The sequence below is a fragment of the Pseudarthrobacter sp. NIBRBAC000502772 genome (assembly GCF_006517235.1).
GTDB lineage: Bacteria > Actinomycetota > Actinomycetes > Actinomycetales > Micrococcaceae > Arthrobacter.
In genome coordinates this window covers 4,126,157-4,152,834 of the sequence record NZ_CP041188.1, presented here as the reverse complement: position 1 = coordinate 4,152,834, position 26,678 = coordinate 4,126,157, and the positions used below count along the sequence as shown (strand labels likewise).

Sequence of the window (26,678 nt, the reverse complement as noted above, 5' to 3'; positions counted from 1 at the left end):
GCGTCCCGGCGACGGATACTGGAGGAGGACGGCCGGTGAGGCCGCTGACACGCCGCCAGCTGCTGGCACTGGGTGCGGTCGGGGCCAGCGCTACGGCTGCCGGCGTCGCCGGGCTGTGGCTGGCCACCGGCAACGGACCCGGATACACCGGGGGTGAGGACCTGACCGAACCCCAGGTGCTGGCCAGCCGCGACCGGGTGCTGGAGCTGGACCTGACCGCCGCGCCGGCACGGGTCCGGGTCGGCGGGCGGGATGCCTCCGTCCAGGCGTTCAACGGCTCACTGCCCGGTCCGACCCTGCGGGTCCGCGCGGGCGACACGATCCGGGTCACACTGCGCAACGGGCTGCAGGCTCCCACGAACCTGCACGTGCACGGACTGCACGTCTCCCCACAGGGCAACAGCGACAACCCGTTCGTAAGCATTGACCCGGGCGGGTCCTTCGAGTACGAGTTCACCCTGCCCGAGGACCACCCGCCTGGTACCTACTGGTACCACCCGCACCGCCACGGGCACGCCGCCGACCAGGTCGCCGCCGGCCTTTACGGGGCCATCGTGGTGGAGGACCACGACCCGGTCCCGGTCACCCGGGAGCGGGTGCTGGTGGTCTCCGACCTGTCCCTCGACGCTGCCGGCAATCTCGCCGAGGTGGACCAGATGCAGCAGATGATGGGACGTGAGGGAGAGATCGTCCTGGTCAACGGGCAACTCCGCCCGCAACTGCGCGCCGCGCCCGGAGAACGGGAGCGTTGGCGGATCATCAACGCCTGCCCCTCCCGGTACCTGCGCCTGGCACTTGACGGACAGCGGGTCCGGCTGCTCAGCAGGGACCTCGGGCGCCTGCCGATCCCAGAGGACGTCACCGAAGTGGTTCTCGCCCCCGGCAACCGCGTAGAGCTGCTCGTGGAAACCCGCGACGGGTCCGCCGCCCTCACGGCTGCCGCCCTGGACCGCGGCAGCATGAACGCCATGATGGGCGGGGCCATGATGGGCGGGGCCATGAGGGGCGACAACGAATCCGGTGGCGTCCCGGTCGAACTGCTCACCCTGGCCGTCTCGGGAAGCGCGGGCACTGACCCCGGGCCCGTGCCCGAGGGCCGGCCCCTGCGCGATCTACGGAACGAACCGGTCATCGCCGCCCGCACCCTGAACTTCGCCATGGGCATGAATGGAAACATGGGCGCGGGAATGGGCAGCGGACAGGGCACCATGATGGCCTTCACCATCAACGGACGGGAGTTCGACCCCGAACGGCTTGACGTGACGGCCGCAGCCGGGACGGTGGAGGAGTGGACCCTGACCAACTCCAGCCCCATGGACCACCCCATCCACCTGCATGTGTGGCCCATGCAGATCGTCCAGGACGGCGACCGCGACGTGACCAGGCCCAAATGGCAGGACGTGGTTAACGTCCCCGCCCGCAGCCAAGTGAAAGTCCGGGTGGCCTTCGACGACTTCGCCGGCCGCACCGTGATCCACTGCCACATTCTGGACCACGAAGACCAAGGCATGATGGCCACCGTCCAAGCCCGCTGACCGGCACCCCTAACACCGACAGGATCCGCCAATGGCCTTAGGCAACACCCCCTCCCGCCAGCAGCCTCGGACAACCGAGGTCATCACGCTGGGACTGCGGCAGAACCTGGCCCAGTTCATGCTCCTCGTCGCCGTCAACGCCCTGGTCGGCGGCACCCTCGGCCAGGAGCGCACGGTGCTGCCGCTGCTGGCTGAGCGAGTCTTCCACCTCGACCTGTATACGTCGGCCCTGACCTACATCCTGGCGTTCGGTCTGGCCAAAGCCGCGACCAACTACTTCGCCGGAACCCTCTCGGACCGTTACGGCCGCAAACCGGTCCTGGTCGCCGGCTGGCTCATCGCCCTCCCTGTGCCCCTCCTGCTGATCCTCGGGCCTTCCTGGGGCTGGATCGTGGCAGCCAACGTGGTTCTGGGCATCAGCCAGGGCCTGACCTGGTCCACCACCGTGATGATGAAAATGGACCTCGTCGGTCCCGAACGCCGCGGCCTGGCAATGGGGCTGAACGAAGCAGCCGGCTACCTCGGCGTCGCAGGCACCGCACTGGCCACCGGCTACATCGCTTCCTCCTACGGACTGCGCCCCGGGCCCTTCCTGCTCGGTGCTGCCTTCATCGCCGTCGGCCTCGGCATGTCCGTGCTGACCATCGGCGAAACACACCACCACGCCAAAGCCGAAGCCGCAGCGCACGTCCCGGTCCACGCCGGCAGCCATGCCGGGCTGAGCAACCGTGAGGTGTTCACTCTGACCAGTTTCCGGGACAAGTCCCTGTCCTCCGTCAGCCAGGCCGGGATGGTGAACAACCTCAACGACGGCCTCGCCTGGGGGCTGTTCCCTGTCCTGTTCGCCGCCGCAGGGCTCAGCATCGAACGCATCGGCATCCTCGCCGCCGTCTACCCGGCCGTCTGGGGCGCCGGTCAACTGATCACCGGCGCCCTCTCGGACCGGATCGGGCGCAAACCGCTGATCGCCGGAGGCATGCTCGTCCAAGCCCTGGGGCTCGGTATGGTCGCCCTCGGAAATGACTTCGGAACCTGGCTTGCCGCCGTCGTCCTGCTCGGTGCCGGCACCGCCATGGTCTACCCCACATTGCTTGCAGCGATCGGCGATGTCGCCCACCCCGAATGGCGGGCCAGGTCAGTCGGCATCTACCGGCTGTGGCGCGACGGCGGGTTCGCCGTCGGCGCCCTGCTCTCCGGCGTCATCGCCGACGCCTACGGCATCCCGGCAGCCGTCGCCGTCGTCGCCGGCCTGACTGCGCTCTCCGGCATCATCGTGGCCGCACGGATGCGAGGCAGCGACCACCGCGGCCAGGGATGAACGAGTGGAACCACTTCAAGGACGGATGACCGGGATGCCCAAGTCGGTCGGGCTGACCCAGAATCAAGCGGTCCAGCGACCTCAGCGTCAGACGGCTTCCTCTGCATGCTCAGCGCACCGCACCGTCGCGATCAGCTGGCCACCGCCGTCGGCCTTTACATAGTGGGTCACGTGGTTCGTGATCCTGCCGCAGTGATCACAGAAGCACGCGTGTTGTTTTGTCTGCATAGCGAGATGTTACGCAGTTCGATGGATTTAAGGCGAAATCCCGGCTAGGAATGTGGATCTCCACATGCGGCCCGGACCGCGTCCCGCATCCCGGAAACTCCAAGGGCCCGCGGGTAGAATCGGGGCCAAGAAGAACGCAGTCGCTTTCCGGAGGTACGGAGAAACAATGTCAGAATGGCTCGACGTCGGCGCGGACAACTACGTGCTGGTCACCGAAGGATCACTGCTGAACACCGGCCTGATTGTGGGCTCCGAGCGGGCCATGGTGATCGATACCGGCTGCGGCCCGCGGCAGGGGCGCGAAATCCTGGACGCGGTGCGGGAGAAGACCTCTTTGCCCCTGGTGGTGGTCAACACGCACGCGCACTACGACCACTTCTTCGGCAACGCCGTCTTCGCATCCGACGGCGCCACCGAGTTCTGGGCACACGAAAACTGCGCGCAGGAGATCGACGACCACGGGGACCTGCAGCGCCGGTTCGTGGGAACGCTGGAACCGGAGATGTCCACGGGCGAGGGTGAGAACGTGGAACTGGTGGTGCCCAACGCCATCGTCAAGGACCAGCCCGTGCTGGTGGACCTGGGCGGGATCACCGTGACGCTCTTCTACCTGGGCCGAGGCCACACCGACGGCGACCTCCTGGTGGGCACCACCACCACCCTCTTCGTGGGCGACCTCGTTGAGCAGGGCGCGCACCCGTCCTTCGAGGACTCCTACCCGGAGGAATGGGCCGACTCCCTGCGCCACATCTCGGCCCTGCGCCACCGCTACGAGTTCCTGATCCCCGGCCACGGCCAGCCGTGCAGCGACCAGTTCGTCAAGACCATGGCCAACACCATGACCACTGCCGTCCGCCAGGCCCAGCAGTCCATCCGCGAAACCCCCACCGACGCCACCAAGGCCATCCCCGTGCTGCCCTACGGCCCGGAGCAGTCACGCTGGTTCATCAAGCGCCTGCAGGAAACGCGGCCGCTGCACTAGCGCCCGCCGTCGTCGTTCACCCCTGCTCAGGCACGTCCATCTGGAAGCCGCAGGAACAACGCAGGACCTGAGCCGTCAGGTACACGCCGACCGCGTCCTCCGGCGGCCCGGCCGAAAGGCCCGGGACGCTGAGCCGCCGCACCTCCGAGCCGATCTTTTGCATCGGCAGCCCGCAGTGGATGTAGTGCCGGCCGAAGACCAGGACGCCCTTGGGGCTGTGGAGCCGGTTAAAAACTGCGGCCACAGCAGCCACGCCCGCCCTCCCGACATGGTGGAGGTTGCAGGCGTCGCAGGAATACCCCACCTCCAGCAGGACGTCCGGCGGCGGGCCGGCGGCCGTGATGGAGTGCAGCGTCAGCGTGCCGTCGGAGCCGCAGCGGGCGCAGGCAATCGGACCGCCATCAGCCAGTCCGTTGGGCCGGTTAGTGCCGGGCCCCTCGGGATGGATGGGCACGGTCAGGCGGCTGCGGGGCGGCCGGACAGGCTGGTGGCGTGATCAGGGAACCGTCTGGAGTGCGAGGCGGCCATGGCTGGCTCTCTTTCGCTGTGTGCATTCCGGCCGCCGCGTGGCTACAGCGGCAACTCCAGACGCCCCTGCACCGGGCGAACGGGGATTCATCAACTTAAGTGATGTATGCCACTTTGAATTTAGCATGCCTCCCGCGAAGTCCCACGGCCCTTCCCACGGACCATGCCTCACCTGGGCCCCCGTCCGGCGAGGCCTCAGGCATGATGGTTGGGTGATTACCGAACACGCACTGCTCTCCGTCCGGCCCGGCATGGAGGAGGAATTCGAGACTGCTTTTGGCAAGGCGAAGTCGATCATTGGCTCCATGCCCGGATTCCAAGGCCTCACGCTGTCCCGCTGCATCGAGAGCCCGGCCACGTACCTGCTGCTGGTGGAATGGGCGCGACTCGAGGACCATACCGAGGGTTTCCGAGGATCGGCCGGGTACCAGGAATGGCGCGCGCTTCTGCATCATTTCTACTCGCCGTTCCCGATCGTGGAGCACTACGAGCCTGTTGTTGTTCTGAACGCCTGAGGGCTTCCGCCCCGCTACGGCTTGGCACACATCAGAAGGCCCAGCCCGCCCCTGAATGTAGTGGTGTGGAACCGTGGCCCGCGCGCCACCTCGGTGAAGTTCCAGCGGCGGTGCAGCTCGATGGATGCGGCGTTGTCCGCATTGACCACGTACCAGGCATGCGGCGCCCGGGCCCAGACCCACTGCAACCGAGCCTCCGTCAGCGCCGCGCCCACCCCGCGCCTGCGCCACGCCGGCAGGACCGTCACGCCGCCGAGGTAATGCCCGGAAGGTGCCGGCCCGTCGTCGTGGTCCCAGTAATGTGTTTTGCCCCAACCGATGACGGCCCCGTCAACGGTGGCCACCACAACGTGCCTGTACGGGTCCGCCACGGCTGCAGTCAGGGCCGAAGGGCTCAACTGGCCGCGGCCGTGCTCGATCGCGGCGATCGCCTCCAGGTTCGCAGGACCGGCGGGACGCACTTCGGCGACCGTCCCGGCGTCGGGCGTTACGCCCTTTTTGGCAAGATCGGCAAACCCGGGGGATTCCATCTGGACAGTCAACCGCATCGCGCCTCCGGCACCTACGGAGGTCACATTCGGTATGACTTGAGCAAACCTTGAGGCTGTGTTCATAGCCTTGTGGCATGGGTAAGTATGGGGGCACACAGTACGCGCGCGACACACGGAGTGAGCTCCGCCGTCGCCGATTTCAGGCGGTTTCCTACGTTGCGCTGACCGCCCTGGCAGCGGCCACGGCGGCAGTGGTGGTGCTCGCGCTCAACCGGTGACGGATAGCGGCGCGCCGCGGCCAATGACGCGATTTGTCAATCCCGTGACGGACCGATAGCGTGACCTCTGATCGCATGGGGGATCACTCTAATGTTCGGAGATCGTTGTGGCTCTCACTGACTATGTCCTGGCGCTGTGCGCACTGTTGGGCACACTGCTGATTCCCTTCTCTGCGATGTACCACGTGCTGCGCCGGAAGCGACGCGCAGTGCGGGTGACCGCCACGAGGAGTATCCGAAGCTAGCCATGCCCTATATCGATATCAACCCGCATAAGGGCCGCCCCAAATGGCAGGCCTACGCCATTCTGGCCGTGCTTCTGGTCCTCACCGCCGGCGTGGTGATTGCCGCGCTCACCCGCGGCTGACCTCGTATTTCTGCCCAGCGCCTAGACTTACTGATTGAATCAGTCCGTAAAGTGCCGCAGAACCTTGTGCCGAAAGTCCTGGGGGGACAGACATGCCCGATCCGGCGGATCAGAACGCACGCCCCATCGCAGAAGATGCAGGGCCACCGCAACCGCCCCGGCGACGCCGTGACCTCCGTCGCGCCGACGGTGCGCTGTTGGATGCCCAGACAGGAACCATGCCAGCCGTAACGCCAGATCTTTCGAGCACCCCCGACGCCGGCACCCCGGTACCGCGCCGCAGTTCCTGGGCGGAGGCGGCGGCCGCCGCCGACCAAACCAGCCCCGCGCCCTCTGCTCCCATCACCTTCGTCCCGGCGCCCACCCGCCGGCCCGCCAGGCCGCCGGTGACCCCGCTGCCGCAGGCGGCGCCGCAGGACGGGCAGCCGGCCGAGCCGGACTATGGCACCCCCGCAGTGGCGTACGACGGCGACGAAACCGCGCCGCCGTCGTCGTACCTTCCTGAGGAAGCACCGGAGCCGGCACCGGCGTTCCGGCGCATCCGCCCCACCACCGCGGACATCATCGCCGACAGCCCCATGCCCGACTTCATCAGCTCCCCGGGCCTGTTCGTCAAGGAGCAGAAGCCCCGGCCGGTGGGCGGCGTCCGCGGCGCCCTCTACTCGCTCACGGGCGGGGCCTGGAACATGGGCCCCAGCGCCAAACAGCGCGAGGAAGACGAGCTGGGCCGCCGCATCTCCCGCCAGCTGCAGGGCAGCTACAACACGGCGGTGCTGAGCCTCAAGGGCGGCATCGGCAAAACCTCCACCACGGTGGGCGTGGGCCTGACGCTGGCCGAATTCCGCGGCGACCCGCCCTGCGCCATCGACGCCAACCCGGACTCCGGCGACCTCGTGGAGCGCGCCCTCGGCGAGGGCATCTACCAGCAGGCCAGCCCACGCACCATCACGGACCTGCTGGCGAACATCGAGGGCGTCGACTCGCTCACCGCGCTGGCCCGGTACATGCACCACGCCGGCCGTCTGCACCTGATCGCGGGGGAGCAGGACCCCGAGGTCTCCGACTCGCTGACCGCCGCCGAGTACCTGCGGATCCGCAAGCTCATCTCCAACTACTACTCCGTGGCGCTGACCGACTGCGGCACCGGCGTGACGCACAATGCCATGAGCGGGATCCTGCAGTCGGCGGACAACATTATTATCGCCGCCGGGTATGCGGTGAGCGGGGCCAAGCGTGCCCGCAGCACCCTGCACTGGCTGGCGAGCCACGGGTACGAGGACCTGGCCCGGAACGCCGTGGTGGTCATCACCGACAAGGAGGAGGTCTCCTCCCGCGTGGACAAGGACGCCATCGAGGAGCACCTCGCCGGGATCTGCCGCCAGCTCATCGCCGTCCCGCACGACCGCGGCGTGGCCGACGGCGACCTGGTCACCCTGGACGTGCTGAAGCCGGAGACGCGGCGGGCGTACAAGGAAATCGCGGCGTCGATCGTGGACGGGTACCGGTAGGGTTTTTCTGCCTACTTTTGGGTGGGCGACAATCTTGAGTGAACGCACCCGGCGATCCTTCGCTGATCCTGAGCATCGGTCACTAGCGTCAGCGCATCAGCCATATGAAAGGTGCGTCAACGATGACCATTCTTGAATACCTCACAGGCCTGGCAATCATCCTCGGATCCCTGATGGGCACCATGGGACTCGCGGCGGCGGTCATGCGCCACAGGCAGCGCCACTAGGCTACTGGACGCCTGGTTTCCAGCCACTCGTGGAACGTCTGGAGCCCGACGGCGGAGCCTGCCGCCGGGACCAGGTCACCGCGACGCATGGCCTGACCCATGAGGCCGGGTGCCGCTACCTTCACGACCAGCTTCCGCTGCCCGGATTTCCGCAAGTACGTGCGGACCAGGTCCGCGAGCTGCTCCCGACGGGGCCCGCCAAGATCGGCAACCCGTCCGCGGGGTCCCTGCTCTGCCGCGTCAACCAACGCCTCAGCCACTTCCCGCGCCGCGACCGGCTGAGTGATCATCTGGGGAACCAGGACCACCGGCCCAATCGAGGCGGCGCTGATGGCCATGGGGACAAACTCGTGGAACTGGGTGGACCGCAGGATGGTCCACGGCACCTCTCCGTGCCGGACGGCATCCTCCTGCGCGAGCTTCCCGGCGTACAGCCCCGACGCAGCCTTATCGATGCCCACGATCGAGAGCGCAATATGGTGCCGTACCTGGGCTTTTTTCTCCGCTGCGAGCAGGTTCCGGGTGGCGGCGGTGAAGAAGTCCACGGCCTTCCTGGTGGAAAGCGTCTGGATTCCGGAGACATCAATAACGGTGTCCACACCCTGCAGGGTTTCGTGCAGCCCGCGGCCCGTGAACAGGTCCACGCCTTCTGATCGCGTCAGGCTTGTCACCTTATGTCCGCGGTCCCTGGCAATAGAGACGACATGCTGGCCGACGGTTCCGGTACCTCCTGGAACGGCAATATGCATGCTCAGATCCTATGGCCGTCCCTCCACGAGCGCGGCCATTTTGTCGAGGCACTGCTCAAGGCCGCTCTGCGACATGTCCCGTGCCTCCTCGGTACCGTACCCGCGCTCGGTCATGTGCAGCATCGTGCGCCCGTCGCCGAGGTCGGTCAGCACCACCTCGTGTTCCCCGTCGGCGGGAACGCCATCGGCGGGGATGCCCGCCTCTGCCGGCGTGATGCGGTTGCCATCGGCATCAGCGAAGTTGAACACGTAGCGGATTAGACGCAAGGGTTCCAACTCGGTGATATTCCATGTGCTGTGCTGCTCGAACCCGCCCCACTCCGCGGGCGCGCGCATCGTCACGAGGATTCGGCCGCCGGGGCGGACGTCGGCTTCCGCGCGCGGGCATGTGAAACCTGTTGGCCCCCACCACTGGCGCAGGTCGCCGGGCACCGTCCAGGCCGCCCAGACCCGGCTCGGCGGAGCGTTGAACTCTCTGACCACATCGACGTCATACGTGCCGGACATGCCAATCCCCTTCTGTAGCTGAGATTGGGCAAACGTATCAGAAGTCCCGGTCGAGCGTCCCCGTCTATGGACCTCTGACGAGAAATTCAGGTCTTGTGATGACCTTAATTCGGACCTAGGCTTAACTCATGCAAACGTTACCGATTTCTGCCGTAAAGGCCAGGCTTTCCGAGCTCGTGGACGCCGCGTCTGTGACCCATGATCAGGTGGTTATCACCAAGAACGGCGTACCCGCGGCCGTGATCATCGGAACCGAAGAATGGGAGGCGCTGCAGGAATCTCTGTTCTGGCTTTCCCAGCCGAACATCCGGGAAGACCTTGCCCAGGCCCAACAGGACATAGCCGAGGGTAAGGGCCTGTCCGAGGAGCAGATCCGGGCAGAGTTCGGCGTCCCCAAGCACCAGAGCTGAGCCCCGGTGGCATATGAGGTCATTTTCTCGCCCACCGCACGCCGGGACCTGCTGTCCGTGCCTCCCCGGATACTGCCGGCCATCATCGAATTCGTCTACGGCGACCTCTCCAGAAACCCTCAGCGGGTAGGCAAGGCCTTGGAGCGGGACCTGGCCGGCTTCCTCTCGGCCAGGCGTGGCCCCTACCGCGTCCTGTACTCCATTGATGAGGAACACAACAGCATCAGTATCCTGCGGGTCGACCACCGAGCCGACGTGTACCGGCCCAGGTAGTCCTGAGTGCGCCGGGATATGGGCGACATATCTGGGTTCAAATGTTGCGCACATCACATTCGTTGCCTACTCTGGATGAGGCTGCAGAGGCGCGGCCATTGGCCGCAGAGTCGCGGCCTCCCCGGCTGCAGCGTCGCAGCCACGCAAGGAAGGCATGATCATCTTGTCCGAAAAGCTCAGCATTCTTGTCCGTGTAGACCTCGACCACGCGAAGGCCCAGGTTCTCGCCAAGGGCCACGTCACCATCCACAGCATCCAGGCCCTCTATGTTGTGGTGAAGCGCGCCAACTCTTTGAAGCACAACCTGGACCTGGAATTGGACGTGCGGAACGCCCGCGTGGATCCCGAAGCCCTGCGTCAGCTTCAGGTCTGCTCCGAGACGCATCACCTTCCCACCAGGATTGACCCGCAGCAGACCCACTGCACGCTGAGCATTCTCGCGCCCCGCCGCGCTACCACCCATGCGGCCGAGTTCAGCCACGCCGCAGCCTGACCCACGCTTCATTTGGCGCGAACGGGACATTTGAGGCCCCTGTTTCGAAGGGCCTGAACTGTCCGTTCGCGCTTGGGGGAGGGCTTAACCGTCCGTTCGCGCTTTGGTGGAGGGCCGCCGTCGGGGGTTATCCGACGGCGGGAATCCCGCCGGCCAGCTCCGCCGCAGCAGCGAGGGCCCAGCGGTCGTTCTCCGGATCGAAGAAGACCACCATGGATGCGTCGGCTTCGCGGGCCTCGTCGAGGGCGAACAGCAGCGCATCCTCCAGATGCTGCGCGTGTTCCAGCCGTTCGGGAAGCGTGCCCGGAAGACCTCCGTCGTCAATGACGACGTGGGCCTTGCCGTCCACGATGACCTTCAGCGCAAAACCCTGGTCCTCATGAAGGGACCCCCGGGTGGATGCGATTTCCGTGACTTTGTCGGCCCGGACCAAACCATTGTTGATGGTGCGGATCCACACTTCACCCATGAGACCTCCTTGGCTGAGAGGGGCAGGCGGAAGCGCCCCACAAGGCAAACGTTAGTCCTCGCAGGCCCGCTTGTGACCCCCTAAAAGCTGGCGAATTTCCGGCGGCATAAGATAAATCTGATGACTTCGCCAGGAACCCCACAGCCGTTCAACTTCCGAAGCATCGCCATACCCGCGTTCGGGCCGGCGCTGCTGTTCTGCATCGGCGAAGGCGCGGTCCTCCCGGTGGTGGTCCTCTCCGCCCGTGACCTCGGCGCCTCGGTGGCGGTCTCCGCGCTGATCGTCACCCTGATCGGGCTCGGCTCGTGGTTTTTCAATCTGCCGGCTTCCCTCATCACGCTCAAGTTCGGCGAACGCTGGTCCATCGTCGGCGCCGCGGCCGTGGGTGCCCTGGCGCTCGCGGCCGCCGCCATGTCATCCATGATTCCCAATGGACTATGGCTGCTTGCGGTGGCGATGGCCGTCGTCGGGATGGCCGCCAGTGTCTTCAGCCTGGCGCGGCAGAAGTACCTCACCGAGGCGGTGCCCGTGCAGTTTCGGGCGCGGGCGCTGTCGACGCTGGGCGGGGTCAGCAGGATCGGCGTCTTTGCGGGGCCGTTCATTGGTGCCGGCGTGATGCAGTTCGCCGGGATCGCCGGAGCGTACTGGGTGGGGGTGGTGGGCATGGCGGCCGCCGCCGTTCTGGCGGTCACCATCCCGGACCTGGTGGTCCCGCCAGCGCCCGACGGCGGCCACAAGGGTCCGGAGCCGACGCTGCGGAATGTGGCGGTTTCGCATGCCCGCGTGTTCCTGACGCTGGGTGTGGGGGTCCTGCTGCTCAGCGCGCTGCGCGCGTCCCGCCAGGTGGTCATCCCGCTGTGGGCGGACCATCTGGGGATGGATCCGGCCCAGGCTTCCGTGATTTACGGACTGTCCGGGGCGATCGACATGCTGGTGTTTTACCCGGCCGGCAAGGTGATGGACCGCCGCGGCAGGCTGTTCGTGGCCATCCCGTCCACCATCATCATGGGCGTCGCGATGCTGCTCATCCCTTTGTCTGCGTCCTTTGGCGGGCTGCTGCTGGCGTCGCTGCTGATCGGCTTCGGCAACGGCATCAGCTCCGGCCTGATCATGACGCTCGGCGCCGACTTCTCGCCCGATCGCGGCCGCGGGCAGTTCCTGGGGCTGTGGCGGTTCATCGCCGACGCGGGATCAACCGGCGGGCCCGTCCTGCTCTCCGGGGTGACGGCGCTTTTTACTCTGGGTGCAGGTGTCTCGGCGACAGGCTTCCTGGGGTTCGCGGCGGCTGGTGTGTTCGCGGTCGTGCTGCCGCGGCTGAAGCACCGGCGGAATTACTAACTTTGATTGACTGGAATTACTAACTTTGTTTGACTGGAATTACTAACTTTGATTGACTATTTTCCGACGGCCGAAAAGCGGCCTATCCGAAGAAACTGCAGGTCAGGCGCCCGTTTTAAGACGTTGAGTTTCTTGAGGAAACCTTGATGGAATACCCCGCTTTGTCCTGATTTACGGCGTGCACTGTTGCTTCCAGTTAGAAAAGCAAGCACGTAAAAGTCTGAGGGGACACACATGAAGAACAGCACATTGATCAAGGGATCTGCAGCCATCGCACTGGGCGCAGCACTGCTGCTGGGCGGCGGCGGCACACTGGCCAACTGGAACGCATCGGCCACGCAGACGCCGGGCATCATTGTTGCCGGCGATCTGAACGTCGTCAACGGCGTCGGCGCCTGGACCGACCGACTCGGCGGCGACGTCGACATCTCCACCTATAAGGTTGTCCCGGGCGATTTGCTTACCTTCACGCAGGACCTCAACGTCACTCTGGCGGGTGACAAGATGGCCGCGGAGATCGCCACCTCCGGGATCACCGCAACCAACGGATTCACTCCCGCGAACGTCACGGTTTCCGATGTGGAACTGACTGTCGCCGGCGATCCTGTTTCCAACCCGCTGACCCCGACGGGAGCCGTCCAGACGGTCACGGCGACCATCACCTTCGAATTCAAGGCCGCCACCGCCGACCGCGCGGACGTCAACGCAACCTACAACTTCAACAATGTCGGTTTCACCCTGACCCAGGTCAACACCGCGGGCGACGGCCTGTCCTAGTCTGAACTAGGCGGCCGGCGGATCAGCCGGCCGCCCATCGGGACACATCAGGACCAGGACCAGGAGGAACAATGCGGATCCCGCGGATGCTGCGCGCCGGTGCACTCATCGCAGCAGCGGTGGTCCTGGGACTGCTGGCCGTGCAGGGCACCTACGCCCAGTGGAACGCCGGCACCTCAGCCGCTCCGGGAACCGTAACCTCCGCATCGTTCGACGTCAGCCTCACTGCGAGCCCCTCCGGGCAGGCCACCAACATGAGCCTTCCCGGAGGGGCGTCAGCAACCATCAACGTCGGCCAGGTCACATCACTCGCGCCGGGGACACCCGTATACGCAAGCCTGGTGATCGGCAACAACTCCAACGCCGGCGGCACGTTCAGCACCAGTATCACGGCGGGACAACCTGCGGTAACCAACGTCGGACTCGGGACCCTGGCCCAGTACGTGACGGTGAGCGCAAAGTTCGCGTCCGCCGTCGCAGAATGCAACACGGCGACCGGATACGCGCCGCTGACGCCGGCAGGACTCACCTCCGCGGCCGTCGCCAAGGCGGCAAGCACCGTATTGTGCTTCCAGGTCAGCCTCAGCTCCTCCACCTCCGTCCTCCTGAAAGGCCAAGCCGTGAACATCAGCCTTCCGCTCACCGCCCGCCAGCTCTGCGGGGTGCCAAGTGGCTGCGCCTGAGCTGATGCCGGTTGAAGAAGCTGTTTATACGTCGGCGGAAGTGGCTCCCCGCAGCAACGCCGTCGATGGAGTGCCACAGCGTCGCATCACCCTCGCTGCCGTAGGGAAGGTGCTGAACTTCGTGGTCCTGATGGTCGCCGTTTTCGCAGCGCTGGTGCTGATCGTGGTTCCCCGCGCCACGGGATCCCAGACCTACACCGTGCTGACCAACTCCATGGCCCCGAAATTCCCGCCGGGAACCTTTCTGGTGATGAAGCCGGTGGCCTTCGGCGAACTCAAGTACGGCGACGTGGTGACCTTCCAGATGTACTCCGGCCGGCCCGACGTCGAAACCCACCGGATCGTGGGCTTCGCGGCAACCCAGGAGGGGGAGAAGACCCTCATCACCAAGGGTGACAACAACGGTGTCAACGATGCCGAGCCCGTGCGTGAACTGCAGGTCAAGGGCAAGCTGTTCTACGCCGTTCCGTACGTTGGCTACGCGGCCAACGCGCTGGGCCATGCCGACCGCAACCTGTGGGTCACACTGGGCGCAACCGGCCTGATTGGCTACGGTGCCTTGCTGGTGGTCAAAGGCGTCCGCGGCCGGGGACGGTGGCAGAAGGCCGGCGTCGAGGGCTCGGAGTGAAAGGGTCCGCCCGGGTGCCGGGGGCTGCTTTGGCGATCGGCGCATTCGTGCTGACTGTTCTCTTGGGAGTCGGCGGGGTTTCTGCGTCCGCCCTTTGGCAGCAGTCGGCCACCGCCACCATGACGGCGACCGCCAACGGCGCCTGGCCCGGCCCGGCGCTCGGGTCACTCACGTGCACCAACAGCAACTCGGACAAGACGGCTACGCTCCACGTCACGGCCACGACGGCACCGGCCACGATCACGTACGCCGCCCTGCAGGCCAACGGGACCTATGGCACCAGCTACACCGGGCCAACAATCCTCCTCCCGTTGGGCTCCGGAAACATTGTCATAGTTGCAAGCCCGGCCGCGCAGACGTCGCAGATCATCAAGGACAATCCTGCCGATGGCTCCTTGACGGTACGCGTCACGGCGACCTATCTGGACCAGACGGCGTCCTCCATGGACATCACCTTGAACCATGTCCTCACTGGCGGCAAGATCGTCTGTCCGCTGTCCTGACCGGTCAAGGGCTGATCTGTTGCCAAAGTGGTGCGAAAGGATCACCCTGAAGTAGGCCACGTTGATGGATGAGTGTGGAGGTCAGGGCGATGAGCACCACTTCAGATGACCTGTTTCCGGCAAAACCGGAGGCAGAGCCTCACGAGCTCAAGCGGGTCCTTGGCCCCAAGCTCCTCCTGCTGTTCATCGTTGGCGACATCCTCGGCGCCGGCGTGTACGCAGTCACCGGAACCATGGCCGGGACGGTGGGCGGCATCGTTTGGCTGCCCTTCCTGCTCGCGTTCGTCGTCGCGACGCTGACCGCGTTTTCCTACCTTGAGCTAGTCACGCAGTACCCGCAGGCGGCAGGGGCGGCGCTCTATACGCACAAGGCGTTCGGCATCCACTTCGTCACGTTCCTCGTGGCATTCGCCGTGGTCTGCTCCGGCATCACCAGCGCCTCCACGTCCGCGAACGTCCTCGCCCAGAACTTCTTCGGCGGCCTGAGGATCAACGGCTGGATGGAGATGCCCGGCCAGGGCGTGATCACCGCCGTGGCCATGGGCTTCATGGTCTTGCTGGCCGCGATCAACCTGCGCGGCGTGGGGGAGAGTGTGAAGTTCAACGTGGTCCTCACGCTGGTGGAGGTAATTGCACTGTCCATCGTGATCGGCGTCGGCTTCTACGTCATGACGCAGGGCACCGGGAACGTCGGCGAAATCTTCGTCTTCAACGATTACCAGGACAAGGGCCTGTTCCTGGCCGTCACGGCGGCAACCTCCATCGCCTTCTTTGCCATGGTGGGCTTTGAGGACTCGGTGAACATGGTGGAGGAGACCAAGCACCCCGAGAAGATTTTCCCGCGGACCATGCTGACGGGCCTCGGCATCGCCGTGATCCTCTACATGCTGGTGGCCGTCTCCGTGGTCAGCGTGCTGTCGCCCACCGAGCTGGAGAACATCCGCGAGGCTGAAGGTGCCGCGCTGCTGGAGGTAGTGCACAAGGGCTCGCCGGACTTCCCCATCGACAGGGTCTTCCCGTTCCTCGCCGTGTTCGCCGTTGCCAACACCGCGCTGATCAACATGCTGATGGCGAGCCGGCTGATCTACGGCATGGCACGCCAGAACGTCCTGCCGCCTGCCCTGGGGAAGGTCCTGCCGGGCCGCCGCACCCCGTGGGCCGGCATCCTGTTCTCCACCGTCCTCGCGCTGGGACTGATCTGGTACGTCACCAGCGACCCCAAGAGCAACATCGTGGCCAACCTCTCCGGCACCACGGCGTTCCTGCTGCTGTGCGTCTTCACCGTGGTGAACGTGGCCTGCCTGGTGCTTCGCCGCAAGCGCGACCTCAACCGCAAGGTCTTCTTCACCTCGCCCGGGCAGCTGCCGCTCCTCGCCGCCCTGCTGTGTGCCTTCCTCGCCGGGCCGTGGGTGGGCCGCAACGTCATCCAGTACCAGATCGCCGGCGGTCTGATGGTGATCGGGGTGGTGCTCTGGTTTATCACCTGGCTGATCAACAGGCGGACCAACAGGCGTGAAGGCGAGCCGGTGGGGACCCAGAACATCGGCAAGGATGACGCGTAGGCGCCTAGCCGATGATGGGGCGTTCCTCCGGCAGGCTGTAAAGGCGGGGCCGGGAGGACAAGGCCAGAGCGGAGGCGACCGTCACTGTGCCGATTCTGCCGAGGAACATCAGGGCCATGAGCACCCATTCCGCCGCCGGCGGGAGGTTGTAGGTGATGCCGGTGCTCATCCCCACCGTGGCGAACGCGGAGATGGATTCGAACAGCACCTTTTCCAGGCTGTAGTCGGTGACCATCAGCAGCGCCAGCGTGCCGGCCACCACCGCTGCCACCCCGAGCAGCGCGACGGACAGGGCCTGGCGCTGGGACGAGGCGCTGATGGAACGGTGGGCAATGGTCACCTCGTCCCGGCCGCGGACCTCGTTCCAGATGGAGAAGCCGAGGACCAGGAACGTGGTGATCTTGATGCCGCCTGCGGTGCCGGCGCTGCCGCCGCCAATGAACATCAGGATGTTGGTGACCATGAGGACCTCCGGTGATGCCGCGGCGTAGTCGATGCTGTTGAAGCCGGCAGTGCGGGGGAAGACGCCGCCGGCCAGGGAACCCAGCAGCTTCCCGGTCAGGGACAGGCCGCCGAGTGTTTCGTCCCTGTTCCATTCGAACGCGGCGAAAAGCGTGACGCCAAGCACCAGGAGCAGCAGCGTGCCGTAGATGGTCAGTCGGAGGTGGACGCTCCAGTTCCGGGCGTTGACGTTTCCCCTGAGCAGCTGGATGATCACCGGGAAACCGAGGCCGCCTGCGATGATCGCCAGGCAGATGGGGACGATGATCCAGGGATCCTCCGCGAAGCCGATGAGGTTGTCGCTGTAGAGCGCGAACCCGGCGTTGTTGAACGACGAGACGGCGTGGAACACACCGTGCCAGAGCGCCGTGCCGGGGTTCTGGTCGTAGGCCAGCCAGAAGCGTCCGGTCAGTACCACGGCGGTGGCTGCTTCGATGCCCACCATGAGCCGGGCCACGCGGAGCAGCACGGCGCTGACGTCGCCCAAGTTAAGCGTATGCGTTTCGGACTGCGCCACGAGCTGGCCGCGGAGGCCGATGCTTTTGCGGACCAGCAGGGCCAGGAGCGTCGCCAGCGTCATGATGCCGAAGCCGCCCACCTGGATCAGTCCCAGAATCACGGTCTGCCCGAAAGGGGTCCAGTACGTGGCCGTGTCCACGGTGATCAGCCCGGTAACGCAGACAGCCGACACGGACGTGAACAGGGCGGCCATCAGGGGGTCGGCTCCGGGGTCGCTGCCGGTCCGGGCAACCGGCAGCATCAGCAGGGCCGCTCCCAGGATGATGACGGCCAGGAATGCCAGGGGCACCGACCGGACGGGGTGTGAGAGCGCCCGCCGGATGGCGCTCTCCCTGCGGGCCCTGGCCGATTTGGCTGTTTTGGCTGCCTTGCCTTTCCACCGCCCCGGGACGGGTCCCTTCACACCGGCGGTGTCGCCCCGTGTCGTCATCGGACTGCCCGTCAGCCTACGTGGATGCCGGGGCGGCGGGCGGGATCGGGCTCGTTTTCCCTGATAATCTCGCGGACCACGGGGGCGGTGTCTCCGCGTCCCAGTAACAGGTAGCGCATGAGGTGCGCCAGGGGATTGCCTTCTGCCCATTCAAAGTAGGCGTGGGGCTGGACGCCGGTGGCGTCGCGGAGGGCCAGCAGGATGGCGGCGATGGCGTTGGGTGCGGCCGGGCTTTCGGCGCGGAGCACGCGGTGTCCGTCCACTTCGATTCCGTGTACCTCAAGAACGTCGCTGAATCCCGAGGGGTCGGTGACTTCGATCTCCAGGAAGATCACGTCGGCGGTTCCGGGCACGGGGTTGTTCGCCCGCTGCTCGGCTTCCTTCTCGCGGTATTCTGCGGCGTCGCGGGCCTGCGGGCGGTTCGCGATCAGGTTTATCCGCCCGTCAAAGTCCAGGGTGTCGGTGATGAAGCGGCGGGCTTCGTCGTCGAATTCGATGTTGTGGACCCGGAGTTCGGTGGTGCGGCTGACCCGGGAGACGAGTGAGACCACAATGATGCCCAGGATGAAGAAGCCGGATATTGCAATGCCGTCCGGCTTGGCAATGACGTTGGCCCCCAGCGCATAGAGCAGGATCAGGGTCAGGATGGTGAAGCCGACGGCGGCGCGCCGCCTCTTGTTGCGGGCGGCGGAGATGCTGACCGCAACGGCGCCGGAGACCATCATGGCCAGGATACCGGTGGCGTACGCGCCGGCCTGGGCGTTGACGTCGGCGTTGAAGCCGATGGTGATCAGGATGCTGATGGCGGTGTACACCAGCACCACCGGGCGCACGGCCCGGGACCAGTCCGGGGCCATGCCGTAGGACGGCAGGTAGCGGGGAACGATGTTGATCAGCCCTGCCATGGCGGAGGCGCCGGCGAACCACAGGATCAGGATGCTGCTGACGTCGTAGACGGAGCCGAAGCCGGTGCCGAGCAGCTCGTGGGCAAGGTACGCCAGGGCGCGGCCGTTGGCCTCGCCGCCTGCCTGGAAGGCCTCGGCGGGGATCAGCACCGTCGTCACGAAACTGCTGCCCAGGAGGTACACGCTCATGATCAGGGCGGCGGTGGTGAGGAGTTTTCGGGTGTTGCGGACGCGGGCGGCCAGGCGTTCCTCGGCGGTGGCGCCGTCGGCCGCTACCAGTGGCATCATGCTGACGCCGGTCTCGAAACCGGACAGGCCCAGGACCAGCAGCGGGAAGGCAAGCAGGGCGGGTCCGGCGATATCGCCGAAGCCGGTTCCGGAGGAGGTGAGCGCCGCGGTCCAGTCAGCCATGGCACCCGGCTGGGTGACGGCGTCGTACAGTCCCACCCCGATGATGACGGCGTTCAGCCCGAGGAAGATGGCGACGAGGGGAATGGCGACGGCCACCGCTTCGGAGAAGCCGAGCAGGAACACCCCGCCCAAAATGAGCAGGAGCACCACGGTAATGACAACCGCCTGGCCCTCGAGGAAGTGCGGCAGGTAGGGGTTTTCGAGCATGTGGACGGTGGCGTCGGCGGCGGAGAGGGTGATGGTGATGATCCAGGACGTGGCGACGAAGCCGAGCAGGATCAGCACAAAGATCTTGCCGCGCCAGAACGGCAGGAGCTTTTCCAGCATGGCCACCGATCCCTGTCCGTGCGGGCTTTCCTGCGCCACCCGTCGGTACATCGGCAGCATGCCCAGCAGGGTCAGGCCGACGATCAGCAGGGTGGCCAGCGGGGAGAGCGCCCCGGCTGCCAGAGCGGCGATGCCGGGCAGGTAGGAGAGGGTGGAAAAGTAGTCCACCCCGGTGAGGCACATGACCTTCCACCAGCTCTGGGTGGGGGCGTGGTCCTCAGCAGTTTCCGGGCCCACCGGCTGGTGGACGGTGTGTTCGAGCAGCCACCGGGTCAGCCGGTTTCCGGGTCCGCCGTCGCGTTCCGGGTTGGGAACGCTGGCGGGAATGGAGAAGCGGGTGGGTGCAGTCAACGGGTTACTTTCTGTACCCCGCGCAGGCGGGATCGGGGTGAACAACCAACGGAGCGTAGCACCGGGCCAAGGGCCCTTTGCCGGAAAACCCGGGATCTTAACGCATCCTTAACGCCTGCCTGCGCTGGTTTTTTGGGGGCTTGCGCTTCCACTACTTAGCGTTACTATGTACTAGTAGCTAGTACTACTGAGTAGTGGAGGAGGTGTCCGATGGGCAAGCAGATGACGGAGATGCTCAAAGGAACACTGGAGGGCATCGTTCTTGCCCTCCTGACCGGGAACCCGGCGTACGGGTACGAAATCACCACGCTGCTCCGGGCGCAGGGGTTCCCCGACATCGCTGAGGGCACCGTGTACGCGCTGCTCGTCAGGATCGAGCAGAAGGGCCTGGTGGACGTCGAGAAGCGGCCGTCCGAGAAGGGCCCGCCCCGCAAGGTGTACACGCTCAACGCCCAGGGCAAGAAGGAACTGGACGAATTCTGGAACACATGGAGCTTCCTGTCCGAACGGCTTGAAGAGCTCCGCAAGGGAGGAAAGTGATATGGCAGCGAAATGGATCGAGCTGGTGACCGGCTCGCTCGAGCAGAAGAAGCAGTACAAGCAGGCCAAGGCGCGGCTGGATGCCCTGCCTGAGCCCTATCTCACCGTGGCGAAGGCCTTCAACCGGTACTTCATGTACTACGGCGGGGTCACCGAGGGGGACACCATGGTGCAGATGCTCTCGGACCTCGCGGACCTGTGGGAACGCGCGGCCATCGACGGCACGCCCGTGGGCGAGATCGTGGGCGAAGATCCCATCGAATTCGCGGAGAGCTTCGCCCAGGCATACGGCGGAAAGCGGTGGATCGACAAGGAGCGGGCCCGCCTCAACGAGGCGGTCGACAAGGCGAAGGGGATGGAGTCATGACCGCGACAGCAATCCGGGTGCAGGGCATGGAGAAGTCCTTCAAGGACCTGCACGTGCTGCGCGGTGTGGACTTCGAGGTGGCGGCGGGCAGTATCTTCGCCCTCCTCGGCTCCAACGGGGCCGGGAAGACCACGCTCGTGCGTATCCTCTCGACGCTGCTGAAGGCCGACGCGGGAACCGCGACGGTGCACGGCTTCGACGTCGCCGCTAACCCCGGCGATGTGCGCGAGGCGATCAGCCTGACAGGGCAGTTCGCCGCCGTTGACGAAGTGCTCACGGGCCGGGAGAACCTCGTGCTGGTCGCGAAGCTCCGGCACCTGAAGAACCCGGGGGCGATCGCGGACGAGTTGCTCGGGCGCTTCTCGCTCACCGAGGCCGGCGGCCGCAAGGCAGCCGAATACTCGGGCGGCATGCGCCGCCGGCTCGACATCGCGATGAGCCTGATCGGCGAGCCGAAGGTGATCTTCCTCGACGAGCCGACTACCGGGCTCGACCCGCAGGCGCGCATCGACGTGTGGCAGACCGTGAAGGATCTCGCCCAGAACGGCACGACAGTGCTGCTCACCACCCAATACCTCGACGAGGCCGAGCACCTCGCCGACCGCATCGCGATCCTGCACAAGGGCACGATCATCCAGAACGGCACGCTCGACGAGCTCAAGCGGCTGTTGCCGCCGGCCGAGATCGAGTACGTCGAGAAGCAGCCCTCACTCGAAGACGTCTTCCTGGCGCTCGTCGGTGAGACGGCTGAAGAGCAGGAAGAGAAGGAGGCATCCCGATGAGCACCCACGTCCTCAGCGATACCGGTGTCCTCACCGGCCGCTCGCTGCGCCACATCCTGCGCAGCCCGGACACGATCATCACCACCGCGGTCACGCCGATCGCGCTGATGCTGCTGTTCGTGTATGTGCTTGGCGGCGCGATCAATACCGGATCCGACGAGTCGTACGTCAACTACATGCTCCCCGGCATCCTGCTGATCACGATTGCCTCCGGCATCGCCTACACCGCCTACCGCCTGTTCCTCGACATGCAGGGCGGCATCTTCGAGCGCTTCCAGTCCATGCCGATCGCGCGGTCGAGCGTGCTCTGGGCGCACGTGCTCACCTCGCTGGTGGCCAACCTCGTCTCGGTCGCGGTGGTCGTCGGTGTGGCCCTCCTCATGGGGTTCCGCACCGGAGCATCCGTGGGCGCCTGGCTTGCAGTCGCCGGCATCCTGGTCCTGTTCACGCTCGCCCTGACCTGGCTGGCCGTGATCGCGGGGCTCTCCGCGAAGACCGTCGACGGCGCCAGCGCGTTCAGCTACCCGCTGATCTTCCTGCCGTTCATCAGCTCGGCGTTCGTTCCGACGGCGACAATGCCGGGCCCGGTGGCCTGGTTCGCCGAGAACCAGCCGGTGACCTCGATCGTGAACTCTATCCGCGCGCTGTTCGCGCAGCAGCCGGTTGGGAACGACATCTGGATCGCACTGGCCTGGTGCGTCGGCATCCTCGCACTCGCCTACGTGTTCGCCATGGCCGCCTACCGGCGCAAGATCACCTAAGGCGACCGCGGCGCCGGCGTCCGACGGCGGCGGTTGGCTCAGCGCGTTGGTGCGTCCCGCCGTCGTGCGGCATATGCGAACAGTGACGTGGTGGCCACGGTGGCCAGGTACCCGGCGATCACGATGAGCGAGATCCCGGCCCAGAAGTAGTTGGTGGTGCTGTCATCCTGGAGCGGCCCCGCGGCGATCTTGGCCAGCGAATACACGGCCACCCCCGCGGAAGCCAGCCCGATCACCACCGGCAGCGTGAGCCAGATCTTTGCCGAGCCCACGTGCTTGTCGAAGCCGTCCCACACGTTCCACGCCGCGCCGTTCCGGACGATCAGCCAGCCGGCGGGGATCATAAACGCGCCCACCAGGAGGAAAGCTGCGACGACGTCGGCCGGGCGGTGCCACTGGTTGATCAGGGTGGAAACCCCGGATGCGATGGCGAAAGTGCCGCCCACAAAACCGGCCAGCGGACGCCACCGCGGCGAGGCCATCAGGAACACCGCCGCCGCAGCCGACGCGGCCAGAGTGGTGTGACCGGACGGCAGCGAGTTCAGCTCCAGCGTCACCACACCCTTGTCCGGGCGGGCGGGCAGCACTTCCTTCAGGACCTGCGTGGCGATATTCGCGCCGATGCACGCGGTGACTGCGATCCCGGCAGCCGACCACCGCCGTCGGATCACCGTGACAAACAGAACCACGACGGCGGCCACCACCAGCGAGATGGTGGGCAGCCAGTCCAGGAATTCGGTGGCTGCCTTGCCCGCCGGCCCGTGGATGTCCATGGCTTCAACCAGCGCGGATTCATCGATGAACTGGCCCGTTGTGGTCTGGACGAAGTAGTAGTACGTGGCGATCAGGCCGACAACGCAGGCGAGCCAGGCGAACGCGAACATAAAGCCGGAGCCCGGGGAGGGGCGTGCCGGGGTCCGCGGTGGTGCCTGGCGTGGAATGGTCATCGGTTAAGGGTGTCACAGAAAGCTGGGAGGTCCTCTCACCCAACTGGGTAGCAGCAGGTGTCGTTATGGAGGCCCATAACGACACCTGCTGCTACCTAATTGGGCGGCCCTTGCCAGCTTGGATGTGACAGTTGACACGTGTTAGGTCGGCGCCATAAGCTACCTCACACGTGTTAGGAAGGAAGTTGATATGACCGGTGCCACGACTGGCCGTCTGCGTGAAATCACACGCCGGACCGCCCTGGGTGCCCTGGGAGCAGGAATTGTGGGAGCAACGGTGGCATCGTGGCCCCGGCTCTCCGGATCCGATATTCCCGGGCGGGGCGACAACAGCCTCAGCATTGCCATCATGGGTACAGCCGCCGATGCCGCAGCGCGCCAGCGCGCCATCGACGCGTTCACCCGACTCCACCCGGACATCCGGGTCAAGGTCCAGGCCATCCAGGCCGTGGACTGGAAAGACTTCTTCACCAAGATCCTCACCATGGTGGCCGCCGGCACCCCGCCCGACGTCGTCTACGTCGCCACCGAGGGCGCGCAGCTGTTCGCGGACAAGCTGGCCCACCCGCTGGACGAATACCTGCGCCGCGACGCCGCGGACATGGCCGAGTTCTTCGCCGACGTCCACCCCAGCCTGGTGGAGGCCTTTATGTACAAGGGCAGCCTCTTCCAGCTCCCCATGGACTGGAACGCCGCCAACATGTACTACAACACCACCGCCTTCGCGCAGGCAGGGCTTGAACGCCCGGCGGACGACTGGACCCACGTGGACTTCCGCAACAGCCTCGCCGCCATGCGCAAGGCCCGGCCCACCGACTTCACGCCCTACTACTGGACCAACCGGCTCTTCGGCGGCGTGGTGCCCTGGCTCTACGCCAACGACACCAGCTTCCTGAAGGAGACCCGCTCCACCGGCGGGGACTGGCTCTGGGACTCCTTCTACGCCAACGACCCCTCCCGCAACCTGCGCTCCGGCGGCTACCAGTGGCTGGAACCCAACGCCGACGACCCCCGCGTCTTCGAGACCTTCGACTACCTCCGCGGCCTGGTCAAGGACGGCCTCGGCGTCCGGCCCGAAGAAGGCGGCGGCAGCTCCCTGGTGGGGCTCTTCGCCTCCAACCGGATCGGCACCACCCCGGCCGGCGGCTACTGGGTCCAGGGCCTGCACGAGGCCGGCATGAAGGAGAACGACTACGACGTCGCGTTCTTCCCCAAGTGGCGGAGCCAGCGGCACCAGTTCGGCACGGCCGGCTACGCCATTATGAAAACCGCCAAGGACAAGGACGCCGCCTGGGAATGGATCAAGTTCAGTGCCAGCCGCGAAGCTATGGAGCTGATCTTCCCCAACCCGGTCACCACCCCCGCCCGCCGCTCCATGGTCAACGAGGCGCTGTATTCGGGGAAGGGCCCGGCGCACTGGAAGGTCTTCTACGACACGCTGGACAAGTACCCCACCACCGGCCCCATCCCGGCACCGCCCCAGCAGGCCGCCGTCGAAACGGCCCTGATGAAAAACGTCTCGCTGGCCGTCAGCGGCGACGAGCGCCAGCTCAAGCAGGCCCTCGAGTCCATGCAGCGCGATCTTGAACTGGCCCTGAGGAGGCAGTCATGAGCACCACCATCCCTCGCCGGGAGCGGCCGAAGCAGCCCGCCAAGGCCGCCAAGCCCGGAACACCCGCCACTTCCCAGACCGCGTACGGCCGGCACAGCCAGCGCTGGCTTGCCTGGATCTTCCTGGCCCCCACCATCCTGGGCATGGGCCTGTTCACCCTGGTGCCCATCGCGGCGAGTGTGGTCCTGGCGTTCTTCCGCTGGGACATCATCTCCGCCCCGACATTCGTGGGCTTCGACAACTTCGCCGAAGTGGTCCAGGACCCCACGGTCCGGGTGTCCTTCCTGAACACCATTGCGTTTGTGATTGTGGCGGTGGCCCTCCAGCTCGGCCTGGCCCTGGCGCTCGCCGTGATGGTGCAGGAGAAGATGCCGGCCTGGCTGCGGACCTTCTTCCGCTCAGCGTTCTTCTTCCCGCTGATCCTCTCCGCCGCCTCGGTGTCCATCTTTATGCGGTACCTCTTCAACGAGCAGTTCGGCGTGGTCAACTGGTTCCTCTCCCTCGCTGGCATCCCCGCGGTGCCGTGGCTGACCACCCCCGGCGGGTCCGCCGCCGTCGTCATCCTGGTTTATGTGTGGCAGAACTTCGGGTTCTCCTTCCTGCTGTTCATCGGCGGGCTGGCGTCGATCCCCGTGGAAACCTACGAGGCCGCCGCGCTGGACGGCGCCACCGGCTGGCGCAAACACGTCTACGTCACCCTGCCGCTGCTCAGCCCTACCACCCTGCTGGCGTCCGTGATGGCCATCATCAGCGCCCTCCAGGTGTTCGACCAGACGTACGTCCTGACCCGCGGCGGGCCCGGGGACTCCACCCGCACCGCCGTGATGGTGATCTTCGAATCCGCGTTCCAGCGCCTGGAATTCGGCGAGGCATCGGCCATCGGCGTGATCCTGACCCTGATCATCATGGCCATCACCGCCGCGCAGTTCCGGCTCAGCAAACGATTCGTCTTCTACCAGTAAGGCCAGCCATGACTACCACTACAGAGCGTGTCTCCACCCGCACCCCTGCCGTGCCTGCCCGGTCCCGGCGGAAGCCGAACTGGAACCTGGTCCTCCGCATTGTCCTGCTGATGATCGCGGCCGTCCTGACCCTGGGCCCGGTGATGTGGACCCTGTCCACCTCGCTGCGGTCGCCGTCGGAATCGTTCAAGCTGCCGCCGTCGTTCTTCCCCTGGAACCCGGACTTCACGTCCTACGCGCAGGTCTTCCGGCAGGTGGACATCGTCCTCCTGGTGCTGAACAGCGCCCTGGTCACCGGGCTCATCGCCGTCGGACAGATGGTCACCGCCGCGATGGCCGGCTACGCCTTCGCCAACCTGAAGTTCCGCGGCCGCGGCGCCCTGTTCTCCATCGTGCTGGCCACCATGATGGTGCCGTTGCAGGTGACCATCGTGCCCGTGTTTATGCTGATCCGCGGTATGGGGCTTTCGGACACGCTGCTGGCGCTGATCCTGCCGGCCATCCCGACGGCGTTCGGCACCTTCCTGATGCGGCAGTACTTCATGGGGCTGCCCACCGACCTCGCGGAAGCGGCGTCGATCGACGGCGCCTCACCCTGGCGGACCTTCCGCTCGGTCTACGCCCCGCTGGCCATTCCGGGGATGGCGATCGTGGGCATCCTCGCCTTCAATTTCCACTGGAACGAGTTTTTCCGGCCGCTCATCATGACCATCTCGGAACAGAACTTCACCCTGCCGCTGGGCCTCGTCTCCCTGCAGGGCAACCTGGGCACCGGCAGCATCTCCGTGGTGCTGGCCGGCGTGGTCCTGTCCATGATCCCTGCCCTGGTGGTCTTCATCTTCGGCCAGCGCGTGCTGCAGGACGGCCTCACCGCCGGCAGCGGCAAATAGCCCA

At 66.0% G+C, this 26,678-nt stretch carries 32 protein-coding genes; 23 read left to right on the top strand and 9 right to left on the bottom strand.

From position 1 onward, the window contains the following. Nucleotides 1-35 precede the first annotated feature (35 nt). Together NIBR502772_RS19270 and NIBR502772_RS19265 are read left to right on the top strand one after the other, a co-directional pair. The gene (locus NIBR502772_RS19270) at nucleotides 36-1,535 is read left to right on the top strand and encodes a multicopper oxidase family protein (protein ID WP_141141378.1); all 1,500 of its coding nucleotides are present in this window, start codon (nucleotides 36-38) and stop codon (nucleotides 1,533-1,535) included. 31 nt (nucleotides 1,536-1,566) lie between these two features. Beyond that, on the top strand, nucleotides 1,567-2,853 hold the full coding sequence (locus NIBR502772_RS19265) for an MFS transporter (protein ID WP_141141377.1): 1,287 nt from the start codon (nucleotides 1,567-1,569) through the stop codon (nucleotides 2,851-2,853). Between the two features lie 87 nt (nucleotides 2,854-2,940). Here the strand turns inward: NIBR502772_RS19265 and NIBR502772_RS22505 are convergent, their stop codons facing one another. Next, a complete protein-coding gene (locus NIBR502772_RS22505) occupies nucleotides 2,941-3,081 on the bottom strand; it encodes a hypothetical protein (protein ID WP_157769000.1) in 141 nt (46 codons plus the stop codon). 166 nt (nucleotides 3,082-3,247) lie between these two features. On the opposite strand from NIBR502772_RS22505, the gene NIBR502772_RS19260 reads away from it, so the two are divergent. Next, nucleotides 3,248-4,063, top strand: coding sequence for an MBL fold metallo-hydrolase (locus tag NIBR502772_RS19260; protein ID WP_141141376.1), 816 nt, complete (start codon nucleotides 3,248-3,250; stop codon nucleotides 4,061-4,063). Between the two features lie 16 nt (nucleotides 4,064-4,079). Here the strand turns inward: NIBR502772_RS19260 and NIBR502772_RS19255 are convergent, their stop codons facing one another. Continuing rightward, a complete protein-coding gene (locus NIBR502772_RS19255) occupies nucleotides 4,080-4,517 on the bottom strand; it encodes a hypothetical protein (protein WP_141141375.1) in 438 nt (145 codons plus the stop codon). 286 nt (nucleotides 4,518-4,803) lie between these two features. Between NIBR502772_RS19255 and NIBR502772_RS19250 the strand changes: the two genes are divergently transcribed. Then, complete coding sequence (locus NIBR502772_RS19250; RefSeq protein ID WP_141141374.1) at nucleotides 4,804-5,106, top strand: antibiotic biosynthesis monooxygenase; 303 nt, start codon at nucleotides 4,804-4,806, stop codon at nucleotides 5,104-5,106. Between the two features lie 14 nt (nucleotides 5,107-5,120). Here the strand turns inward: NIBR502772_RS19250 and NIBR502772_RS19245 are convergent, their stop codons facing one another. After that, the gene (locus NIBR502772_RS19245) at nucleotides 5,121-5,636 is read right to left on the bottom strand and encodes a GNAT family N-acetyltransferase (protein ID WP_141141373.1); all 516 of its coding nucleotides are present in this window, start codon (nucleotides 5,634-5,636) and stop codon (nucleotides 5,121-5,123) included. Between the two features lie 95 nt (nucleotides 5,637-5,731). On the opposite strand from NIBR502772_RS19245, the gene NIBR502772_RS22500 reads away from it, so the two are divergent. The 3 genes from NIBR502772_RS22500 to NIBR502772_RS19240 all read left to right on the top strand — a co-directional run bounded on the left by NIBR502772_RS22500 (nucleotide 5,732) and on the right by NIBR502772_RS19240 (nucleotide 7,750). Continuing rightward, a complete protein-coding gene (locus tag NIBR502772_RS22500; RefSeq protein WP_168223576.1) occupies nucleotides 5,732-5,875 on the top strand; it encodes a hypothetical protein in 144 nt (47 codons plus the stop codon). Between the two features lie 107 nt (nucleotides 5,876-5,982). Further along, nucleotides 5,983-6,120, top strand: a complete 138-nt coding sequence (locus tag NIBR502772_RS22495; protein WP_168223575.1) for a hypothetical protein — start codon at nucleotides 5,983-5,985, stop codon at nucleotides 6,118-6,120. A gap of 340 nt (nucleotides 6,121-6,460) precedes the next feature. Then, a complete protein-coding gene (locus NIBR502772_RS19240) occupies nucleotides 6,461-7,750 on the top strand; it encodes a MinD/ParA family protein (protein WP_141141372.1) in 1,290 nt (429 codons plus the stop codon). Nucleotides 7,751-7,973: 223 nt separating this feature from the next. Here NIBR502772_RS19240 and NIBR502772_RS19235 read toward each other — a convergent pair whose 3' ends face one another. Beyond that, on the bottom strand, nucleotides 7,974-8,726 hold the full coding sequence (locus tag NIBR502772_RS19235) for an SDR family oxidoreductase (protein ID WP_141141371.1): 753 nt from the start codon (nucleotides 8,724-8,726) through the stop codon (nucleotides 7,974-7,976). 9 nt (nucleotides 8,727-8,735) lie between these two features. Further along, nucleotides 8,736-9,233 (bottom strand): SRPBCC domain-containing protein, encoded by a 498-nt coding sequence (locus tag NIBR502772_RS19230; protein WP_141141370.1) that lies wholly within the window; start codon nucleotides 9,231-9,233, stop codon nucleotides 8,736-8,738. A 128-nt stretch (nucleotides 9,234-9,361) separates the two neighbouring features. Here NIBR502772_RS19230 and NIBR502772_RS19225 point away from each other — a divergent pair, with 128 nt between their 5' ends. From NIBR502772_RS19225 to NIBR502772_RS19215, 3 genes are all read left to right on the top strand, one after another. Beyond that, nucleotides 9,362-9,643 carry a type II toxin-antitoxin system Phd/YefM family antitoxin gene (locus NIBR502772_RS19225; protein ID WP_141141369.1) on the top strand — a complete coding sequence of 94 codons (282 nt, stop codon included), beginning with the start codon at nucleotides 9,362-9,364 and terminating at the stop codon, nucleotides 9,641-9,643. 6 nt (nucleotides 9,644-9,649) lie between these two features. Then, nucleotides 9,650-9,916 (top strand): type II toxin-antitoxin system RelE/ParE family toxin, encoded by a 267-nt coding sequence (locus NIBR502772_RS19220; protein ID WP_141141368.1) that lies wholly within the window; start codon nucleotides 9,650-9,652, stop codon nucleotides 9,914-9,916. A 154-nt stretch (nucleotides 9,917-10,070) separates the two neighbouring features. Beyond that, the gene (locus NIBR502772_RS19215) at nucleotides 10,071-10,409 is read left to right on the top strand and encodes a hypothetical protein (RefSeq protein ID WP_371706707.1); all 339 of its coding nucleotides are present in this window, start codon (nucleotides 10,071-10,073) and stop codon (nucleotides 10,407-10,409) included. Between the two features lie 127 nt (nucleotides 10,410-10,536). Here NIBR502772_RS19215 and NIBR502772_RS19210 read toward each other — a convergent pair whose 3' ends face one another. After that, on the bottom strand, nucleotides 10,537-10,878 hold the full coding sequence (locus NIBR502772_RS19210; RefSeq protein ID WP_141141367.1) for a hypothetical protein: 342 nt from the start codon (nucleotides 10,876-10,878) through the stop codon (nucleotides 10,537-10,539). A 120-nt stretch (nucleotides 10,879-10,998) separates the two neighbouring features. Between NIBR502772_RS19210 and NIBR502772_RS19205 the strand changes: the two genes are divergently transcribed. The 6 genes from NIBR502772_RS19205 to NIBR502772_RS19180 all read left to right on the top strand — a co-directional run bounded on the left by NIBR502772_RS19205 (nucleotide 10,999) and on the right by NIBR502772_RS19180 (nucleotide 16,369). Then, the gene (locus NIBR502772_RS19205; protein ID WP_141141366.1) at nucleotides 10,999-12,216 is read left to right on the top strand and encodes an MFS transporter; all 1,218 of its coding nucleotides are present in this window, start codon (nucleotides 10,999-11,001) and stop codon (nucleotides 12,214-12,216) included. A 234-nt stretch (nucleotides 12,217-12,450) separates the two neighbouring features. Further along, nucleotides 12,451-12,993, top strand: coding sequence for an alternate-type signal peptide domain-containing protein (locus NIBR502772_RS19200; RefSeq protein WP_141141365.1), 543 nt, complete (start codon nucleotides 12,451-12,453; stop codon nucleotides 12,991-12,993). 71 nt (nucleotides 12,994-13,064) lie between these two features. Then, nucleotides 13,065-13,676, top strand: coding sequence for a hypothetical protein (locus NIBR502772_RS19195; protein WP_141141364.1), 612 nt, complete (start codon nucleotides 13,065-13,067; stop codon nucleotides 13,674-13,676). A gap of 4 nt (nucleotides 13,677-13,680) precedes the next feature. Next, complete coding sequence (locus NIBR502772_RS19190; protein ID WP_141142167.1) at nucleotides 13,681-14,304, top strand: signal peptidase I; 624 nt, start codon at nucleotides 13,681-13,683, stop codon at nucleotides 14,302-14,304. Next, complete coding sequence (locus NIBR502772_RS19185) at nucleotides 14,301-14,807, top strand: hypothetical protein (protein WP_141141363.1); 507 nt, start codon at nucleotides 14,301-14,303, stop codon at nucleotides 14,805-14,807. The genes NIBR502772_RS19190 and NIBR502772_RS19185 overlap by 4 nt, the downstream gene beginning before the upstream one ends. Nucleotides 14,808-14,896: 89 nt before the next feature. After that, nucleotides 14,897-16,369: an APC family permease gene (locus NIBR502772_RS19180; RefSeq protein WP_141141362.1), complete on the top strand. Its 1,473-nt coding sequence runs from the start codon at nucleotides 14,897-14,899 to the stop codon at nucleotides 16,367-16,369. 4 nt (nucleotides 16,370-16,373) lie between these two features. Here the strand turns inward: NIBR502772_RS19180 and NIBR502772_RS19175 are convergent, their stop codons facing one another. Next, complete coding sequence (locus tag NIBR502772_RS19175) at nucleotides 16,374-17,819, bottom strand: TrkH family potassium uptake protein (protein ID WP_141141361.1); 1,446 nt, start codon at nucleotides 17,817-17,819, stop codon at nucleotides 16,374-16,376. 11 nt (nucleotides 17,820-17,830) lie between these two features. Continuing rightward, nucleotides 17,831-19,813 (bottom strand): APC family permease, encoded by a 1,983-nt coding sequence (locus tag NIBR502772_RS19170; protein WP_141141360.1) that lies wholly within the window; start codon nucleotides 19,811-19,813, stop codon nucleotides 17,831-17,833. Nucleotides 19,814-20,023: 210 nt separating this feature from the next. Between NIBR502772_RS19170 and NIBR502772_RS19165 the strand changes: the two genes are divergently transcribed. Genes NIBR502772_RS19165 through NIBR502772_RS19150 form a run of 4 tightly spaced genes read left to right on the top strand, consistent with a single transcriptional unit; the run spans nucleotide 20,024 to nucleotide 22,263 of the window. Beyond that, nucleotides 20,024-20,353 (top strand): PadR family transcriptional regulator, encoded by a 330-nt coding sequence (locus NIBR502772_RS19165; RefSeq protein WP_141141359.1) that lies wholly within the window; start codon nucleotides 20,024-20,026, stop codon nucleotides 20,351-20,353. A gap of 1 nt (nucleotide 20,354) precedes the next feature. Then, nucleotides 20,355-20,720 (top strand): DUF1048 domain-containing protein, encoded by a 366-nt coding sequence (locus NIBR502772_RS19160; RefSeq protein WP_141141358.1) that lies wholly within the window; start codon nucleotides 20,355-20,357, stop codon nucleotides 20,718-20,720. Continuing rightward, nucleotides 20,717-21,502 carry an ABC transporter ATP-binding protein gene (locus tag NIBR502772_RS19155; RefSeq protein WP_141141357.1) on the top strand — a complete coding sequence of 262 codons (786 nt, stop codon included), beginning with the start codon at nucleotides 20,717-20,719 and terminating at the stop codon, nucleotides 21,500-21,502. The genes NIBR502772_RS19160 and NIBR502772_RS19155 overlap by 4 nt, the downstream gene beginning before the upstream one ends. After that, nucleotides 21,499-22,263 (top strand): ABC transporter permease, encoded by a 765-nt coding sequence (locus NIBR502772_RS19150; protein ID WP_141141356.1) that lies wholly within the window; start codon nucleotides 21,499-21,501, stop codon nucleotides 22,261-22,263. The genes NIBR502772_RS19155 and NIBR502772_RS19150 overlap by 4 nt, the downstream gene beginning before the upstream one ends. 38 nt (nucleotides 22,264-22,301) lie before the next feature. Here NIBR502772_RS19150 and NIBR502772_RS19145 read toward each other — a convergent pair whose 3' ends face one another. Next, the gene (locus tag NIBR502772_RS19145; protein ID WP_141141355.1) at nucleotides 22,302-23,210 is read right to left on the bottom strand and encodes a phosphatase PAP2 family protein; all 909 of its coding nucleotides are present in this window, start codon (nucleotides 23,208-23,210) and stop codon (nucleotides 22,302-22,304) included. A gap of 190 nt (nucleotides 23,211-23,400) precedes the next feature. Between NIBR502772_RS19145 and NIBR502772_RS19140 the strand changes: the two genes are divergently transcribed. From NIBR502772_RS19140 to NIBR502772_RS19130, 3 genes are read left to right on the top strand one after another with little or no spacing between them, the layout of a single operon-like run. Further along, entirely contained in the window at nucleotides 23,401-24,822 is a 1,422-nt protein-coding gene (locus tag NIBR502772_RS19140; protein ID WP_141141354.1) for an extracellular solute-binding protein, read from the top strand. Then, nucleotides 24,819-25,784, top strand: coding sequence for a carbohydrate ABC transporter permease (locus NIBR502772_RS19135; RefSeq protein WP_141141353.1), 966 nt, complete (start codon nucleotides 24,819-24,821; stop codon nucleotides 25,782-25,784). Before NIBR502772_RS19140 ends, NIBR502772_RS19135 begins: the two co-directional genes overlap by 4 nt. Before the next feature lie 8 nt (nucleotides 25,785-25,792). Further along, nucleotides 25,793-26,674, top strand: coding sequence for a carbohydrate ABC transporter permease (locus NIBR502772_RS19130; protein WP_141141352.1), 882 nt, complete (start codon nucleotides 25,793-25,795; stop codon nucleotides 26,672-26,674). Nucleotides 26,675-26,678: the final 4 nt, after the last annotated feature.